Annotated in this window: 18 protein-coding genes, 1 rRNA gene and 1 riboswitch; of the genes, 17 read left to right on the top strand and 2 right to left on the bottom strand. The window is 46.3% G+C overall.

What is annotated here, in order from left to right; genetic code table 11:
* Positions 1-179 precede the first annotated feature (179 nt).
* The 15 genes from rrf (at position 180) to purD (ending at position 15,645) form a co-directional block, all read left to right on the top strand.
* Positions 180-296: ribosomal RNA gene (gene rrf / locus NQ095_RS10335) — 5S ribosomal RNA — on the top strand.
* 1,150 nt (positions 297-1,446) lie between these two features.
* Complete coding sequence (locus NQ095_RS10340) at positions 1,447-1,998, top strand: DUF2179 domain-containing protein (protein WP_060671612.1); 552 nt, start codon at positions 1,447-1,449, stop codon at positions 1,996-1,998.
* Positions 1,995-2,195 (top strand): NETI motif-containing protein, encoded by a 201-nt coding sequence (locus NQ095_RS10345; protein WP_258263396.1) that lies wholly within the window; start codon positions 1,995-1,997, stop codon positions 2,193-2,195. The genes NQ095_RS10340 and NQ095_RS10345 overlap by 4 nt, the downstream gene beginning before the upstream one ends.
* A gap of 86 nt (positions 2,196-2,281) precedes the next feature.
* Positions 2,282-2,383: riboswitch (purine riboswitch) on the top strand.
* A gap of 158 nt (positions 2,384-2,541) precedes the next feature.
* A complete protein-coding gene (gene purE / locus NQ095_RS10350; protein ID WP_375162832.1) occupies positions 2,542-3,021 on the top strand; it encodes a 5-(carboxyamino)imidazole ribonucleotide mutase in 480 nt (159 codons plus the stop codon).
* Complete coding sequence (gene purK / locus NQ095_RS10355; RefSeq protein WP_258263398.1) at positions 3,008-4,168, top strand: 5-(carboxyamino)imidazole ribonucleotide synthase; 1,161 nt, start codon at positions 3,008-3,010, stop codon at positions 4,166-4,168. Before purE ends, purK begins: the two co-directional genes overlap by 14 nt.
* Positions 4,165-5,463: an adenylosuccinate lyase gene (gene purB, locus NQ095_RS10360; protein ID WP_258263399.1), complete on the top strand. Its 1,299-nt coding sequence runs from the start codon at positions 4,165-4,167 to the stop codon at positions 5,461-5,463. Before purK ends, purB begins: the two co-directional genes overlap by 4 nt.
* Positions 5,464-5,571: 108 nt before the next feature.
* A complete protein-coding gene (purC, locus tag NQ095_RS10365) occupies positions 5,572-6,297 on the top strand; it encodes a phosphoribosylaminoimidazolesuccinocarboxamide synthase (protein WP_258263400.1) in 726 nt (241 codons plus the stop codon).
* The gene (gene purS / locus NQ095_RS10370; RefSeq protein ID WP_034760827.1) at positions 6,285-6,539 is read left to right on the top strand and encodes a phosphoribosylformylglycinamidine synthase subunit PurS; all 255 of its coding nucleotides are present in this window, start codon (positions 6,285-6,287) and stop codon (positions 6,537-6,539) included. The genes purC and purS overlap by 13 nt, the downstream gene beginning before the upstream one ends.
* Complete coding sequence (gene purQ / locus NQ095_RS10375; RefSeq protein WP_258263401.1) at positions 6,536-7,222, top strand: phosphoribosylformylglycinamidine synthase subunit PurQ; 687 nt, start codon at positions 6,536-6,538, stop codon at positions 7,220-7,222. The genes purS and purQ overlap by 4 nt, the downstream gene beginning before the upstream one ends.
* Positions 7,206-9,440 carry a phosphoribosylformylglycinamidine synthase subunit PurL gene (gene purL, locus NQ095_RS10380; RefSeq protein ID WP_258263402.1) on the top strand — a complete coding sequence of 745 codons (2,235 nt, stop codon included), beginning with the start codon at positions 7,206-7,208 and terminating at the stop codon, positions 9,438-9,440. Before purQ ends, purL begins: the two co-directional genes overlap by 17 nt.
* Positions 9,416-10,837: an amidophosphoribosyltransferase gene (gene purF / locus NQ095_RS10385; protein WP_258263403.1), complete on the top strand. Its 1,422-nt coding sequence runs from the start codon at positions 9,416-9,418 to the stop codon at positions 10,835-10,837. The genes purL and purF overlap by 25 nt, the downstream gene beginning before the upstream one ends.
* Before the next feature lie 11 nt (positions 10,838-10,848).
* Positions 10,849-11,877: a phosphoribosylformylglycinamidine cyclo-ligase gene (purM, locus tag NQ095_RS10390; protein ID WP_258263598.1), complete on the top strand. Its 1,029-nt coding sequence runs from the start codon at positions 10,849-10,851 to the stop codon at positions 11,875-11,877.
* A 36-nt stretch (positions 11,878-11,913) separates the two neighbouring features.
* Positions 11,914-12,489: a phosphoribosylglycinamide formyltransferase gene (purN, locus tag NQ095_RS10395; RefSeq protein WP_258263404.1), complete on the top strand. Its 576-nt coding sequence runs from the start codon at positions 11,914-11,916 to the stop codon at positions 12,487-12,489.
* 119 nt (positions 12,490-12,608) lie between these two features.
* Positions 12,609-14,144, top strand: coding sequence for a bifunctional phosphoribosylaminoimidazolecarboxamide formyltransferase/IMP cyclohydrolase (gene purH / locus NQ095_RS10400; protein ID WP_258263405.1), 1,536 nt, complete (start codon positions 12,609-12,611; stop codon positions 14,142-14,144).
* A 226-nt stretch (positions 14,145-14,370) separates the two neighbouring features.
* Entirely contained in the window at positions 14,371-15,645 is a 1,275-nt protein-coding gene (gene purD / locus NQ095_RS10405) for a phosphoribosylamine--glycine ligase (protein ID WP_258263406.1), read from the top strand.
* Here the strand turns inward: purD and NQ095_RS22575 are convergent.
* Positions 15,623-15,736, bottom strand: a complete 114-nt coding sequence (locus NQ095_RS22575) for an EYxxD motif small membrane protein (protein WP_324295670.1) — start codon at positions 15,734-15,736, stop codon at positions 15,623-15,625. The two genes, purD and NQ095_RS22575, sit on opposite strands and share 23 nt — an antisense overlap.
* A gap of 24 nt (positions 15,737-15,760) precedes the next feature.
* Between NQ095_RS22575 and NQ095_RS10410 the strand changes: the two genes are divergently transcribed.
* Positions 15,761-15,919, top strand: a complete 159-nt coding sequence (locus NQ095_RS10410; protein WP_258263407.1) for a hypothetical protein — start codon at positions 15,761-15,763, stop codon at positions 15,917-15,919.
* Here NQ095_RS10410 and NQ095_RS22580 read toward each other — a convergent pair.
* Positions 15,894-16,346: a YgaP family membrane protein gene (locus NQ095_RS22580; protein ID WP_375162833.1), complete on the bottom strand. Its 453-nt coding sequence runs from the start codon at positions 16,344-16,346 to the stop codon at positions 15,894-15,896. The genes NQ095_RS10410 and NQ095_RS22580 overlap by 26 nt on opposite strands.
* Before the next feature lie 125 nt (positions 16,347-16,471).
* On the opposite strand from NQ095_RS22580, the gene NQ095_RS10420 reads away from it, so the two are divergent.
* Entirely contained in the window at positions 16,472-18,211 is a 1,740-nt protein-coding gene (locus NQ095_RS10420) for an adenine deaminase C-terminal domain-containing protein (RefSeq protein WP_258263408.1), read from the top strand.
* Positions 18,212-18,214: the final 3 nt, after the last annotated feature.

Here is an 18,214-nt window from a genome sequence, read left to right on the forward strand (position 1 = left end):
TAGGTAGATAGGTCAGAGATGGAAGCATGGCGACATGTGGAGTTGACTGATACTAATCGATCGAGGACTTAACCACAAAGAGTCATATTTATATGAACAACAATTGGTCGGTATTCGGCTTTCTTGACATCAATTCTTTATCTAGTTTTGAAGGAACAATCCCTTCAATTGAATATTCGTCTGGTGATAATGGCGAAGAGGTCACACCCGTTCCCATGCCGAACACGGAAGTTAAGCTCTTCAGCGCCGATGGTAGTTGGGGGATCTCCCCCTGTGAGAGTAGGACGTCGCCAGGCAAATAGGAAAAAAGAGCAGCTCTTAGGGGTTACTCTTTTTTTGTTTTGACTTTTATTTGAAGAATATAAGTGTTTTATCTGATTTCTCTTCGACCGCAGTGCGAGGGTAGGGAGGAGCAAGAAGGTCGAGGACGCGAAGGAGAGAAGACCGGAGTGTGGTTTCCACACGAGGATCTGAACGAGTGAAGCGGACGAAGAGATTCGCCGCTCATCACTGGCCGCAGCCTTCAGTGCCGATGGTAGTTGGGGCTCCCCCTGTGAGAGTAGGACTTCGCCAGGCAAATAGGAAAAAGAGCAGCTCTTAGGGGTTACTCTTTTTTTGTTTTAATTTTTGTTCGAATAACATAGTGGAAGAGAGACTGTTATTGGAATGGAGTGTCTGTCTGTTCACGAAGAAGGGATTTAGAAGAGGGATGAGTGTGCTGGTGAGGACGGCGTAAAGAAAATTCGGTCACCTGGTATGATTATTTGAAATGTCGCATGATAAATCACAACCTCGCATGAAAAACTCTTAGCCCGCACGATTATCTTATTACCGGCTTGATCCCTATCATTTCCCGCATGATTGCTCATTTGAAGGAGCGCTTGACAAAAATCCTAAACTTATTTGTCTCTAAGTGTGAGGTGGCTAGAATTAGGAGGGAATTGGTAAAAAACGCAATAAAAGAAAAATGACGCAAATAAAAAAATAATGACGCAATTAGTTTAGCTTGCCTCTTTCATTCAATGAAAATAGCAGACTTACAAATGAATGCTATAATCCAATTAAAGATTATTAAATGAAAGAATAACGTCCCCTCTCAATACTTGAATAGCAATCCGCCCATTAGGCAACATTTTATTAAAAGTTCGTGAATATTGTTCAATATTTCACAATATTGACCAGAGATCACAATCCCACTCCCAGCCACTATCCCATCCAAAACCCAATCCCAATCCCAACCCCAACACCCCTCCTCACACCCCATTTCATGTTTCAATCCACGCAAAACAGGAAACACACGTAATAAGACCACATTTTTTCTAGAAATTGTCACCTTGTAATCACATAAATTTTTTCATGAAGTGGTTCATATTATCTGTTTTTTCTAGTAAAATAGGAACTTAATTTGAGCATACTACAGGTAGTAGTGGAGAGAGGAGCATCTTGGTGTTAGACAATAGCTTTGTGATGGTAGCGATCATATTAATCATCAATGTTGTATATGTATCCTTTTTTACGATCAGGATGATTTTGACGTTAAAGGGTTATCGATATATTGCTGCGTTCGTGAGTACGTTTGAGGTTGTTATTTATGTTGTGGGCCTTGGGCTTGTATTGGACAATTTGAATGAGATTCAGAATTTGATTGCGTATGCGGTCGGGTATGGTCTTGGTGTGATTGTCGGGATGAAGATAGAGGAGAAGCTGGCTCTTGGGTATATTACGGTGAATGTAATTACGAAGGAGTATGATAAGGCACTTCCGAATGAGCTTCGTGCCCGTGGATACGGGGTGACGAACTGGGAGGCGAATGGTCTTGAGGGGAATCGTATGGCCCTGCAGATTCTGACTCCGAGAAAGTATGAGATGAAGCTGTATGATACAATTAAGGAGCTTGATCCGAAAGCATTTATCATTGCTTATGAACCGAAAGCGATTCACGGAGGGTTCTGGGTGAAAACGGTGCGAAATATACGTAAAGGAAAATTAAAAGAATGAGTAAAAAGAAACTATTATTTGAAGTGCAGGAAACCGAGACGATTGCAGATTGTCTGGATCGTATGAAGGAAATGGGTTATATGCCAGTAAGACGGATGGAAAAGCCCGTGTTTGAAGAGAAGGAAGAAGGTAACAAAACAGAATATGTCCCTATTAGACAGACGATTGTCTTTGAAGGGAAGAAGATGGAAGAGTAAACGCTTCAAATCCGAACATTAATTTTCAGACTTTTATTATCGTTCGATTATTCGTTGACAGGTTCTCGATATCACGTTATGATTGAAACAAATAAACCGAATCCCCTCATATAATAATGGGAATATGGCCCATGAGTCTCTACCTGACTACCGTAAATGGTCGGACTATGAGGGAAAGTAGCTGTCTGGATACGAGTGCGTTTGTGGCCCTATCGGATAAAACGGGACCATTCTCTTTAAAATACCCAGATCAATTGCTTTCTCTCCGAGTGTAGAGAACAATTGATCTGGGTATTTTTCTGTGAAAAGGGACTAAGGTAAACTACGGGAGGTGCCTGTCACCATTATGATTTCAGTGATCATGGGAAGTACATCGGACTGGGAAACAATGAAGCATGCGTGTGAGGTATTGGAGGAGCTGGAGATTCCATTTGAGAAACAGGTGGTATCGGCTCACAGGACACCTGATTTTATGTTTGAATTTGCGGAAGGTGCAAGAAACCGTGGAGTGAAGGTTATAATTGCAGGTGCAGGCGGAGCAGCACACTTGCCGGGAATGGTGGCAGCGAAGACCACATTGCCTGTGATCGGTGTACCGGTTCAGTCTAAGGCACTGAACGGAATGGATTCCCTGTTGTCGATCGTGCAGATGCCGGGCGGCGTTCCTGTTGCGACGGTGGCGATCGGGAAGGCTGGGGCCACAAATGCCGGACTCCTTGCCGCACAGATTCTTTCGATTGAAAATGCAGAGTTGGCGGAAACGTTGGAAAATAGAAGAAGTGCACTACGGGAAAAAGTGATGGAAAGTAGTGATGACCTTGAATAAGAAGACGATTTTACCAGGACATACGATCGGGATCATCGGGGGCGGACAGCTTGGTCGGATGATGGCACTTGATGCGAAAGCAAGAGGCTTTCGGGTGGCTGTATTAGATCCATCCCCGGACTCACCATGTGCACAGGTGGCAGATCTTGTGATCACGGCAGGCTTTGACCAGTATGATGCTTTGCACAGACTGGCTGAAGAGTGCGATGTGATTACGTATGAATTTGAAAATATTGATTATGAAGCGCTGAAATGGTTGTCAGAGCGTGCCTATTTACCTCAAGGGGCGGAATTGATCCGTATTACTCAGGATCGCATCATGGAGAAGGAAGCCCTCACCTTTGCAGGGGTGGAAGTGGCTCCGTATGCTGTGATTAAACAACAGAAGGACATCTATGATAATATAGAAAAGCTTGGCTATCCAGTGGTTTTAAAAACGACAAGAGGCGGTTATGACGGTAAAGGGCAGTATGTGATCCGGCAAGCGGAGGAAATAGATGAAGCCGCTGCTTTATTGGAGAAGGGTCCGTGTGTGCTGGAGAAGTGGATACCTTTTGAAAAAGAGTTATCCGTAATTGTGACACGTAATCCTGATGGACAGCAAACGAACTTTCCGGTAGTGGAAAATATTCATGTGGATAACATCTTGCATGAAACGATCGCGCCGGCAAGGGTGAGTGAAGAAACAGCAGATAAAGCAATCGGGATGGCGAAGAGAATCAGTGAGACACTTGACCTTGTAGGGACGCTGGCGATTGAGATGTTCCTGACCGAAGATGGGGACATCTATATTAATGAGCTGGCTCCTAGACCTCATAATTCAGGTCACTACTCGATTGAAGCGTGTGATTTCTCTCAATTTGCCCAGCACGTCAAAGCTGTTTGCAACTGGCCGCTTGTTCAACCGACCTTATTAAAGAACGCTGTGATGGTTAATCTATTAGGAGAGCATATCGAGCCTATTATGAAGGCTGTTCCAAAGCACCCTGACTGGTTTATCCATCTTTACGGCAAGGATGTACCGAAGCCGAAACGGAAGATGGGGCATGTCACTCTATTGACGAACGATATAGAAGGGACATTGTCGAGCATAAGCGAAGCAGGGATTTGGAAGGTGCAAGAAAAGATCGGAGGACGACTGGTATGATAGAACGTTATACACGCCCTGAAATGGGAGCAATTTGGACAGAGGAAAATCGTTTTCAAGCCTGGCTTGAAGTGGAAATTTTGGCATGTGAAGCATGGGCTGAAATCGGGGATATTCCGAAAGAGGATGTGGCGAAGATCCGTGAGAACGCGGGATTCAATGTTGATCGCATTAAAGAGATCGAGGAAGAAACGCGTCACGATGTAGTCGCCTTCACAAGAGCGGTTTCTGAAACGCTTGGAGAAGAAAGAAAATGGGTTCATTACGGACTGACTTCAACGGACGTAGTGGATACGGCTCTTTCATATCAACTTAAGCAGGCGAACGAAATCATTTTAAAAGATTTGGAACGCTTTGTCGAAATCTTAAAGAACAAGGCAATCGAGCATAAGCATACGGTCATGATGGGACGTACGCATGGGGTTCACGCTGAGCCGACTACTTTCGGTCTGAAGCTTGCCCTTTGGTATGAAGAGATGAAGCGTAATGTGGAACGTTTCAAAGCGGCTGCAGATGGAGTGGAATTCGGTAAGATTTCCGGTGCCGTTGGAACGTATGCAAATATCGATCCTTTTGTTGAGTCTTATGTGTGTGAAAAGCTTGGCATCAAGCCGGCACCTGTTTCTACACAAACACTTCAGCGTGATCGTCACGCTCATTATATGGGGACACTTGCATTGATTGCGACGTCCATCGAGAAGTTTTCCGTTGAGGTCCGCGGCCTGCAGAAGAGTGAGACGCGTGAAGTGGAAGAGTTCTTTGCAAAAGGTCAAAAAGGGTCTTCAGCGATGCCTCATAAGCGTAACCCAATCGGTTCTGAAAACATGACGGGAATGGCCCGTGTGATCAGAGGATATATGCTGACAGCGTATGAGAACGTGCCGTTATGGCATGAACGTGATATTTCACACTCTTCTGCAGAGCGTGTGATCCTGCCGGATGCGACGATCGCCCTTAATTACATGCTGAACCGTTTCGGAAATATCATCAAGAATTTGACGGTCTTCCCGGAGAATATGCAGCGTAATATGGATCGCACACTTGGCTTGATTTACTCTCAACGTGTTCTTTTGGCCCTTATCGATAAAGGCATGACTCGTGAAGAGGCGTATGATACGGTTCAGCCGAAAGCGATGGAGGCTTGGGAGAAGCAAGTGGCTTTCCGTTCTCTTATCGAGGAGGATGCAACCATCACGTCCAAGCTAACGCCTTCTGACATTGATGACTGCTTCGATTACAACTATCACCTAAAACATGTGGATACAATCTTTGAACGATGCGGCTTAGTGGAGTAAGTCCTTCTGACAAAAGAATAAGGCAGGGGTTTTTAGCGGAATCCCTCCCTTTTTTTATGGAAATATAGACTGAAGATTGGCAATTTTCAACGAACAGGGGGATTTTACATGGGAAAAGGAACGCTTTTATACGAAGGAAAAGCGAAACAGATTTTCGCCACACAAGATGAAGACGTCGTTTGGATTCAGTATAAGAATTCTGCCACTGCTTTTAACGGGGAGAAGAAAGCGGATATCGACGGCAAAGGGGTTTTAAATAATAAGATTTCGAGCTTGCTATTTTCAAAGCTTGCTGAAAAAGGGATTCAGAGTCACTTTATTAAACAGATTTCAGAGGATGAGCAGCTGGTCAAACGTGTGAACATCATTCCACTTGAAGTCGTAGTCCGGAACGTGATTGCTGGAAGTCTGTCAAAACGGCTTGGAAAAGAAGAGGGGACACCCCTTCAAAAGCCGATCATCGAATTTTACTATAAGGATGATGATCTAGGGGACCCGATCATCACGGATGATCATATTGATTTCCTGGAGATTGCGACGCGGGAAGAACGGGCTGAGATCAGAGCCATGGCACTAGATGTGAATGAAGTCCTTCAAGGGATTTTCAAAGAAGCGGGAGTCACTCTCGTCGATTTCAAATTGGAGTTTGGGAAGGACCGTAACGGAGCGATTTTATTAGGGGATGAAATCTCACCCGACACATGCCGTCTGTGGGACGCCGAAACGAACCAAAAGCTTGATAAGGATGTTTTCAGAAGAGATATTGGAAGTTTAACAGAAGTATACTCAATCATTTTAGAACGCTTAGGAGGAAACAAGCTATGTACAAAGTAAAAGTTTATATCACATTAAGAGAAAGTGTATTAGATCCTCAAGGAAGTGTTGTGAAACAAGCGCTGCATTCAATGGAATTCAAAAGTGTTGAAGATGTGCGCGTCGGGAAGTATATGGAGTTGACTCTTCCATCATCTGTTGAAAACGTGGAGGCGACGGTTGAAGAGATGTGTCATCGACTGCTTGCCAATCCGGTCATCGAGGATTACCGATATGAAATCGAGGAGAGTGTCGCTCAATGAAGTTTGCAGTAATTGTATTCCCAGGCTCTAACTGTGACATCGATATGTACCATGCGATCAAAGACGAAATCGGTGAAGAAGTCGAATATGTTTGGCACGATGCTGATAATCTGGAAGACTATGATGCGATTCTATTACCAGGGGGATTCTCGTACGGGGATTACCTTCGTTCAGGAGCGATTGCCCGTTTCTCGAACGTCATGAAAGAGGTCGTGAAGGCGGCAGAGCAAGGAAAGCCGGTTCTTGGTGTATGCAACGGATTTCAGGTTCTACTCGAAACAGGGTTACTGCCAGGGGCCATGCGCCGGAATGACAGCTTGAAGTTCATCTGTAAAACAGTGCCGTTAACCGTTGAAAATAATGAAACGATGTTTACGAACGGGTACGAAAAGAATGATGTGATCCAAATTCCGATCGCTCATGGTGAAGGAAACTACTTCTGTGACGAAGAGACCATGACCACTTTACGTGAAAATAATCAAATTGTATTCACCTATAGCGATGAAAATCCAAACGGAAGCGTTGAGAATATTGCAGGAATCACAAACAAAGCAGGAAATGTTCTAGGAATGATGCCTCATCCGGAACGAGCCATGGACACTTTACTAGGTAGTGAAGACGGGAAGAAACTATTTCAATCGATTGTGAAACACTGGAGGGAAAAACATGTCGTTAATGCTTGAACCAACTTCAACACAAGTGAAAGATGAACAGCTTTATCGTGAGATGGGTTTAACAGACGAAGAATTTTCAATGGTGGAAAACATCCTCGGAAGAACACCGAACTACACAGAGACCGGTCTCTTCTCTGTGATGTGGTCAGAGCATTGCAGCTATAAAAATTCGAAGCCTGTATTGATGAAATTCCCAACGACAGGTGAACGGGTTCTCCAAGGACCTGGAGAAGGAGCTGGAATTGTTGATATTGGCGATGATCAAGCAGTTGTGTTCAAAATCGAGAGTCACAATCATCCATCGGCCATCGAGCCTTATCAAGGAGCGGCAACGGGTGTCGGGGGTATTATACGAGACGTATTCTCGATGGGGGCAAGACCTGTCGCACTCCTCAACTCTTTACGCTTTGGAGAGCTGGATTCTCCTCGTGTTCAGTATCTATTTAAAGAAGTCGTAGCGGGTATCGCGGGATACGGTAACTGCATCGGAATCCCGACGGTCGGAGGGGAAGTTCAATTTGATGCTTCGTATGAAGGAAATCCTCTTGTAAACGCCATGTGTGTCGGATTGATCGATCATAAAGATATTAAGAAAGGTCAGGCGCACGGTGTCGGCAATACCGTCATGTATGTCGGGGCGAAAACAGGCCGCGACGGCATTCACGGAGCCACCTTCGCATCCGAGGAATTAAATGAAGGATCGGAAGAGAAGCGCCCGGCGGTTCAAGTGGGAGATCCATTCATGGAGAAATTACTGCTTGAAGCGTGTCTGGAGCTTGTTCAGAATGATGCCCTTGTCGGCATTCAGGATATGGGAGCAGCAGGTCTTACAAGTTCATCCGCTGAAATGGCAAGTAAAGCGGGATCCGGAATCGAAATGGACCTTGATCTTGTCCCTCAGCGTGAAAGAGGCATGACGGCATATGAAATGATGTTATCAGAATCACAAGAACGTATGCTGATCGTCGTGGAAAAAGGCCGTGAACAAGAAATCGTCGATCTTTTTTCAAAATATGACTTAGAAGCGGTTTCCATCGGGAAGGTAACCGATGATAAACGCCTTCGCCTTCTTCACAAAGGTGAGGTGGTGGCAGATGTACCCGTCGATGCACTTGCTGAGGAAGCCCCTGTTTATAACAAGCCTTCTCAAGAAGCGGCTTACTATAAGGAGTTTCAAGCAATGGAAACGCCTGCTCCAAAGGTTGAAGATTATAAAGAGACACTTAAAGCATTGTTACAGCAGCCGACGATCGCAAGTAAAGAATGGGTATACGATCAATATGACCATCAAGTAAGAACGAGTACGGTGGTGAGCCCGGGTTCGGATGCAGCGGTCGTACGTGTACGCGGCACAAGAAAAGCCCTTGCCATGACAACGGATTGTAATTCCCGCTACCTGTACCTTGATCCGGAAGTCGGAGGAAAGATTGCAGTAGCTGAAGCAGCCCGTAATATCGTTTGCTCAGGAGCGATCCCACTTGCGATTACGGACTGTTTGAACTTCGGAAATCCGGAGAAGCCGGAAATTTTCTGGCAGATTGAAAAATCCGTTGACGGAATGAGCGAGGCATGCCGTGAGCTGTCGACTCCGGTTATCGGTGGAAATGTTTCGCTATACAACGAATCCATGGGGACCGCCGTTTATCCAACACCTGTTGTCGGAATGGTCGGACTGATTGAGGATGTCGATCATATTACGACTCAAAGCTTCAAGGAAGCCGGGGATACTATTTACGTGATTGGTGAAACACGTGAAGAGTTCGGTGGAAGTGAGCTTCAAAAGCTGACAGAAGGAAAGATCTTCGGTCAGGCACCTACGATCGATTTGAAAACGGAGCTTCGCCGGCAAATGCAGCTGTTAGAAGCGATTCAGAAAGGTCTTGTGGCATCTGCCCATGACATCTCTGAAGGTGGTTTCGCCGTTGCTCTTGCAGAATCCACGTTTGGAACAAAAGGATTGGGAGCAAACGTCCACGTTTCAGGAGAAAACAATGTGGCAGCTCTTTTCAGTGAAACACAATCACGGTTCATCGTTACGGTCAAACCGGAGCACAAGACTGAGTTTGAGAAACTCGTTCCAGAGGCAAAGGTCATTGGTGACGTGACCGACCTTGGAGCAATCAAGGTGACATCGGAAAAAGGGGACCTACTATTAGAAGCGTCAGTTGAAGAATTAGAGTCAGCTTGGAAAGGAGCGATCCCATGCCTGCTGAAATCAAAGGTTTAAACGAAGAATGTGGCGTATTCGGGATATGGGGACATCCCAATGCCGCGCAAATTACGTATTATGGACTTCATAGTCTGCAGCACAGAGGACAAGAAGGAACAGGAATTGTCGTTTCCGACGGTGACACGTTACGCTGCTTGAAAGGGGAAGGCCTCGTAACGGAAGTGTTCCAGGAAGGCACCATCGAGAAGCTTGAAGGGGATTCGGCCATCGGTCATGTGCGATACGCTACAGCCGGGGGCGGAGGCTATGAAAATGTTCAGCCGCTCCTTTTCAACTCGCAGAATGGCAGCCTTGCTCTTGCTCATAATGGCAATCTCGTCAATGCGAACGCCTTAAAGCATCAGCTTGAAGGACAGGGGAGTATTTTTCAAACAAGCTCGGATACAGAAGTGCTGGCACATTTAATCAAAAGAAGCGGGTACCGCAATCTGAAAGACCGTGTGAAAAACGCATTGACCATGTTGAAGGGTGCCTATGCGTTTACAGTGATGACAGAAACAGAGATGATGGTGGCACTTGATCCACACGGTCTTCGTCCATTATCTCTCGGTAAGCTTGGGGATGCTTACTGTGTGGCGTCAGAAACATGTGCCTTCGATATTGTAGGAGCTGAATTCGTACGTGATATCGAACCGGGGGAGCTTGTGATCATCAATGATGAGGGATTGACCTCAGAACGGTTTAGTTATTCAGGCGGGAATGCGATGTGTACGATGGAGTATGTATACTTCTCACGACCGGACAGCAATATCCAGGGGATCAACGTCCACTCCGCTAGAAAGCGGATGGGGATGGAACTGGCGAATGAAGCACCGATTGAAGCGGATGTTGTCACAGGCGTGCCGGATTCGAGCATCTCAAGTGCCATCGGCTATGCGGAAGCATCAGGCATCCCATATGAATTGGGACTGATCAAGAATCGTTACGTAGGGCGTACATTCATTCAGCCTTCTCAATCCCTTCGTGAACAGGGTGTGAAGATGAAGCTTTCACCTGTAAGGGGAGTGGTTGAGGGCAAGCGTGTCGTCATGGTCGACGATTCCATCGTACGGGGAACGACATCGAAACGGATCGTGACGATGCTGAAGGAAGCGGGGGCAAAGGAAGTGCATGTGTGCATCAGTTCACCGCCGATTAAGAACCCTTGCTTCTACGGCATCGATACTTCGACTCATGAAGAACTGATCGCCTCTTCCAACTCAGTGGAGGAGATGCGCCAGATCATCGGAGCGGACTCACTGACGTTCTTGAGTCCGGAAGGCGTGATCAAAGCCATCGGGCGGGATGATTCATCAGAGAACCGTGGTCAATGCATGGCTTGCTTTACAGGGAAGTATCCAACGGAAATCTACCCGGATACACTTCATCCACATGAAAAAGAGTTAGTGAAATAGGGGGAATCATGATGGCAAATGCGTATCGTCAGGCAGGAGTAGATATCGAAGCGGGATACGAATCCGTCGACCGGATCAAAAAGCATGTGAAACGGACAGCGCGTGAAGGAGTTCTCGGTCAATTGGGCAGCTTTGGCGGGATGTTCGATTTATCTTCCTTGAATTTGAAGGAACCCGTTCTCGTCTCGGGGACAGATGGAGTCGGAACAAAACTGAAGCTTGCCTTCATGGCAGACAAACACGATACGATCGGAATCGATTGTGTGGCCATGTGTGTGAATGACATCGTCGTTCAAGGAGCGGAACCACTGTATTTCTTAGACTATATAGCGACCGGGAAAGCACTCCCGGAGAAGATAGAAGGTATTGTAAAAGGAATCGCGGACGGATGTGAAACAGCGGGCTGTGCGCTGATCGGTGGAGAGACCGCCGAGATGCCCGGTATGTATTCAGATGAAGAATATGATATCGCCGGCTTCGCTGTAGGCGCCTGTGAAAAAAAAGAGATCATCACAGGAACGGAAATTTCTGAAGGAAATGTGTTAGTCGGACTGGGTTCCAGTGGTATACACAGTAATGGGTACTCTTTAGTGAGAAAAGTATTCTTCGAAGATCAGTCGTTTTCTTTGGAAGAATCACTACCTGAAATCGGGACCACATTAAAGGAAGCATTGCTCACACCGACTAAGATTTACGTTAAACCGGTATTAGCGGCACTGAAACAATTCTCCATCAAAGGGATGTCACATATCACCGGCGGAGGTTTCATTGAAAATATTCCACGTATGCTGCCGGATCACCTGCAAGCGGAGATAACCGAAGGCAGCTGGGATATTCCAGGCATTTTCACCGCCCTTGAGTACTATGGAGACATTCCCCGCAGCGAAATGTACAACATTTTCAACATGGGTATCGGATTTGTATTAGCAGTTGAAGAAAGTGAAGCAGAAGACATTCTTCAATTTTTTAACGAACAGGGTGAAGAAGCCTTTATCATCGGACGTGTGACGAAAGGATCAGGGGTACGCTTCGTTCGTTGAAATGAAGGGTGAGCATGTCAATAACGGGGGCGAGTCATGAGACAGATTGCCATTTTTGCATCAGGAAGCGGAAGTAATTTTCAAGCATTGGTAGACGCTGTACAAAGCGGAACTCTGAAAGCGAATATCAGACTTCTTGTATGTGACCAGCCGGGCGCGTTTGTCATCCACCGCGCCCAAACTGCAGGAATCCCGACCTTCGTTTTTCGGGCTAAGGACTATGAGAACAAGCAGGCATTTGAACAGGAAATCCTGAATGAGATGGCTCATTTGGATGTTGATTTTATTGTATTAGCAGGGTATATGAGATTGATTGGTCCAACGCTTCTCGAAAGCTTCGGTGGAAGGATCGTCAATATTCATCCGTCACTCCTCCCTTCTTTTCCAGGGAAAGACGCCATTGGACAAGCCATCGACGGCGGGGTGAAGATCACCGGCGTTACGGTTCATTTCGTGGACGCAGGGATGGATACCGGTGAGATCATCGCACAGGAAATCGTCCGGGTCACAACAGGTGAAACCAGGCAGTCACTCCAGGACAAAATCCAGCACGTCGAGCACCACCTATACCCGAACACCCTGAACCACCTCTTCCTCACCACCGGACACTAAAGCGGGGAAGAGATAGGTTGCTTTGTTATGGTAGTGTGATAAAGTGATGAGGGACGGACCTTGGGTTTGAAAATAATAAATGAATATCAGCATTACAGCAGGCAGAGGAGGATCAGACATTGAAAAAGAGAGCATTAATCAGTGTTTCAGATAAAAGTGGTGTCATCGAATTCGCAAAGGAATTGAAGACACTCGGATATGACATCATTTCAACTGGTGGAACGAAGAAGCTCCTTTTAGAAAATGACGTAGACGTCATGGGAGTGGAAGAAGTAACGGGCTTTCCTGAAATTTTAGAAGGACGCGTAAAAACCCTTCACCCTAATATCCATGGTGGACTTCTTGCAAAACGTGGGGAAGAAAGTCACCTCAAACAGATGCAGGAACAGGGAATCGAGGGTATCGACCTCGTATGTGTCAACCTTTATCCTTTCCAGCAAACCATCGCAAAGCCGAATGTCGGTGTAGAAGAAGCGATTGAGAACATCGATATCGGTGGGCCGACAATGTTGCGTGCCGCTGCAAAAAATCATCAATATGTGACGGTCGTAGTCGATGCGTTGGATTATGATGAAGTGATCGCTGAGTTAAAGCTTCATGGTGAACCTTCACTGGAGAGACGTCGTAAGTTGGCCGCCAAGGTATTCCGTCATACGGCAGCTTATGATGCCTTCATCGCAGAATACATGACAGACATTTCGGGTGAAGAGAATCCTGAGCGTTTTACAAGAACGTATGAACTAAAGCAGACGCTGCGTTATGGAGAAAACCCTCATCAACAAGCTTCCTTCTACCGCGCACCACTCGGCTCTGAATTCTCTGTAGCCATGGCAAGACAGCTTCACGGGAAAGAGCTTTCCTATAATAATATCAATGATGCGAATGCTGCCCTTCAAATTGTAAAAGAGTTCACGGAACCGGCGGCTGTAGCGGTGAAGCACATGAATCCGTGTGGAGTCGGCGTCGGTCAGACCATCCACGAAGCGTTTTCGAAAGCGTATGAAGCGGATTCTACATCCATCTTCGGAGGGATTGTCGCGTTGAATCGTATCGTGGATGAAGAAACTGCCAAGCAGCTTCATGAAATCTTCCTGGAAATCGTCATCGCTCCTGCTTTCAGTGACGAAGCGTTTGAAATTCTTTCAGGCAAGAAGAATATCCGTTTATTGACGGTTCCATTTGAATCCACAAACAAAATCGAGCATAAGTTGACGACGGTCGAAGGTGGTTTATTGGTTCAAGCGGATGACACGTTCACCCTTGACGATGCAGACCTGAGAGTCGTGACGAAACGTGAACCGACGGAAGCGGAATGGGACGCTATGAAGCTCGGATGGAAAGTCGTGAAGCATGTGAAGTCGAACGCAATTGTTGTGACAGATGCTCATATGACAGTTGGAGTCGGTGCGGGACAGATGAACCGCGTAGGTGCTGCAAACATTGCAATCGAGCAAGCCGGTGCGAAAGCCAATGGAGCCGCCATGGCATCTGATGCATTCTTCCCTATGGACGATACCGTAGAAGCCGCCGCAAAAGCAGGCATCACAGCCATCATCCAACCCGGAGGCTCCATCCGTGACGAAGACTCCATCAAAAAAGCAGACCAATACGGCATCACCATGGTCATGACCGGCATCCGCCACTTCAAACATTAATGTGAGGGACGGACCTCAAGTTTTGACTGACATCCCAAAGCGATAGACAGTTCAAACCTTTTAGGTGAAGGGTTCTGCATGGCGGGCAGCTTGAGGGACGGACCTCGCGTCTCCCCTGCCAGAGCCCGGCCTGAGAAGCAGATCATACATCTATTCCACATACGAACCTCTCCTCATTTACATCATCACGGGGAGGGGTTTTCTTAAAAAAGGGGGCTTTTTCAAGATGAAAGTACTAGTGATCGGACGTGGCGGCCGCGAGCATGCCATATGCAAGAAGTTAGCGGAAAGTGAAAGTGTAACTGAAGTGTTCTGTGCACCCGGTAATGCGGGGATTGAAAGCGTCGCAACGAATCTCCCGTACAGTGAATCCGACGTGAGTGAACTGATTGATTTTGCCAAGAAAGAGGGTATAGCGTATACGTTTGTTGGCCCAGAGAATCCACTACTTGATGGAATCGTCAACCGCTTCCAGAAAGAAGGTCTGAACATATTCGGACCGACGAAAGAAGCAGCGATCATCGAAGGAAGCAAATCGTTCTCGAAAGAATTAATGAAAAAATACAATATCCCAACGGCAGCGTATAAAGTGTTCACAAGCGTGGAGAAAGCGATCGAATATGTGAAGGAAGTCGGTGCGCCGATTGTGGTAAAGGCAGATGGACTGGCGGCAGGTAAGGGTGTTGTCGTTGCGAAAACAGAGGAAGAGGCCATCAGTGCATTGGAGGAAATGCTTCTGGATGAAAAGTTCGGGGTAGCCTCCTCGAAAGTGGTGGTGGAAGAATGCCTGTTTGGAGAAGAATTTTCACTCATGGCTTTTGTAAGTGGTGAGTCGGTATATCCCATGGTGATCGCACAGGATCATAAACGTGCCTATGATGGTGATCAAGGTCCGAATACAGGCGGTATGGGTGCATATTCCCCGGTGCCTCATATTTCGGAAGAGGTTGTGAAGGAAGCGATTTCCACTGTCCTTCACCCGACTGCTCAAGCGATGGTGAAAGAGGATCGTTCCTTTACCGGAATTTTATATGCCGGGCTGATGCTGACAAGTGAGGGCCCGAAAGTGATCGAGTTCAACGCGCGATTTGGAGATCCGGAAACGCAGGTAGTACTGCCGCGTTTGGCTTCTGATTTTGGTCTTGTCGTGAAAAACATCATCGAAGGCAAGCCTGTCGATTTGGAATGGTCAGATGAGGCGGTCCTTGGGGTGGTGCTGGCAGCAGAAGGTTATCCTGGTGACTATGAGAAAGGGATCCCACTGCCTGATCTTGAAAAGTCGATGGATGATAAGACCCTGGTTTATCATGCAGGCACCGAATTCAATGACCATAATACCCTTGTTTCAAATGGCGGAAGAGTGTTACTGATCGCTTCCTCTGCTCCCACTGTAGAAAAAGCGCAAACCGCCGTTTATAAAGAATTATCCAAAGCAGAGTGCAAAGGCTTGTTCTACAGAAGAGATATCGGTCGGAGAGCTATCGAACACGTCTCTTCCTAGATTTTCGAACATACACATATGCAATGGCGACGATGCCGCCGATCAACGAAAACAGCACATACGACATATCGGTTAAATATTCCCAAAACATCACAAACAACTCCTTTAATTAAATATGGATGCAGGCTTGCCGAGGGATGTCCTATTGAGAGGGACGGACCTCGGCAAGCCTGCCATTTTCGAGGGATGCGATCAACAGAACCCCCGCTGTTACGGGATTTCACAGGACGAAGTTTCTTTAAAGACCCCTAAGAATGAAGGTCCGTCCCTTTAGAACCATTCAGAGCTTCCTGGACTTCCTGGTTGGTGAGTTCTTCTGGGTTGAAGTTGGATTCTTTTTTGGTGTTTTTCAGCGGGTCTTGGTTGTGTTCGTGAGTTTGTTGGTGCTGGTGCCCGTTGTCTGTGTGATCCTTTTTATCAGATTTCAGCATGTCTTTAAAGTTCATCATATCTTTTGTTTTAAATCCTCCGAAGCCGCCGCTTTTGCCTTCCCCATCTCCGCCTTTTTCAAACAGTGCAGTGACAGGGCAATAACGCAGGATTCCTTCTCCGACTTTCATGGCGCCGATTACTGCCATGACAAGATAAGAGTCCCTCCATGGACGTCTTGCAAGCTTTGATGTACTCCAGGCCAAAATGGTAAATCCAACTGTGATGCGAATCAGGGCATTGATGATCCCGATGTTTGATGATACTTTCATTTGTAAATTCCTCCTTAATCGAAAATTCACATAATTGTTGTAAACCTTTAATGCGTTAAATAGTAAAATATGTTAACATAAATTGAAACTTAAACTAATACCATTCCACTAGAGGAGTGTTCACATTGGAACAGCGCTACAGATGGAAAAACAAACACCTGAGAGAACATGTACAAGTACTGAACGGAGAATTGTCTCCCAGTCTTCTTTTAAAGAATGCAACATACCTTCACTCGACGTTAAAGAAATGGGTGCAGGGACATATTTGGGTTTACGGAGACAGGATTGTCTATACTGGTGATCAACTCCCGGAAAACCTCGAGCAATGCGAAGTAATGGATTGTCACTCACAGTACCTCGTTCCCGGATATATCGAACCGCATGTACACCCGTTTCAGCTTTATAATCCCCAATCTTTTTCCAAGTATGCATCCCAAACCGGTACAACAACATTCATAAATGATAACCTGATGATGTTTTTACAATTGGAAAAAAAGAAAGCGTTTACTTTATTGAAGGAATTCAGCAAAATGCCGGTGACGATGTACTGGTGGACGCGTTTTGACTCTCAAACCGAGATGGTGGATGAAGAGGTTACGTTCTCAAATGGGGAAGTGAAATCGTGGCTCGAACATGATTCGGTGCTGCAGGGCGGGGAACTGACCGCATGGCCGCGGCTCCTCGAAGGAGATGACCTGATCCTTCACTGGATGCAGGAAACCAAACGGATTGGGAAAATCGTGGAAGGGCATCTTCCGGGGGCTTCTGACAAGACGATCGCCAAGCTTCGCTTATTAGGAATTGATGGTGATCATGAGGCCATGACGGGTGAGGATGTATACAAGCGCCTGATTCAAGGATTGACGGTTACACTGCGTCATTCATCGATCCGACCGGATTTACCGGCTCTCTTAGACGGGCTGAAAGAAAAAGGCATCGATTCATACGATTCCCTTCTTTTTACCACAGATGGATCGACGCCGGGATTCTATGAACAAGGTGTCCTGGATTTCATGATCAACATGTCCATCGACAAAGGCATACCGCCAATCGAAGCCTATAATATGGCGAGTTACAATGTTGCCAATTATTACAATATCACTCACCTGCACGGGATGATCGCTACAGGCAGAGTCGCTAATATCAACTTTCTTTCTGCAAAGGATGATCCGACTCCCGTTTCTGTGCTTTCCAAAGGCACATGGGTCCGTAAAGACGGCGAAGAGATGGAAGACCTGACCGAAATCAATTGGGGACCCAATGGATTCACCCCGTTATCCCTTGATTGGGAAGTGGGATATGACGATCTACAATTCTCCATGCCGTTCGGGATCGAAATGGTGAACGATGTCATCACCAAGCCTTACTCCATTTCCATCAATCCATCAGAGGAATTGCTTGACTCGGGTCATGACCAATCGTTCCTCATGTTGTTGGACCGGAATGGCAAGTGGAGGATCAGCACCATGATCAAAGGATTTTCTAAAGGTGTGATGGGATTTGCGTCGTCTTACTCCAATACAGGGGATATTATCCTGATTGGAAAAAGCAAGTCTGACATGATTGCAGCCTTCAACAGGATGAAAGAAATCGGAGGCGGGATCGTTCTTGCGGAGAACGGTGAAATCCTGCACGAGATTCCCCTGCCATTAAGCGGACTTCTGTCAGTGAAGGAAATGCCCGAACTGATAGAGGAAGAAAGAACACTTAAAGGCTTGTTGAAAGAGAGGGGCTACCGCTTCACAGATCCGATTTATACATTGCTGTTCCTTCAGTCCACTCATCTGCCCTATATAAGGATGACACAAAAGGGAATCTATGATGTAATGAAGAAAACGGTACTCTTTCCAACAATAATGCGTTAAAAT

The sequence above is a fragment of the Rossellomorea sp. SC111 genome, from assembly GCF_024733565.1.
GTDB lineage: Bacteria > Bacillota > Bacilli > Bacillales > Bacillaceae_B > Rossellomorea.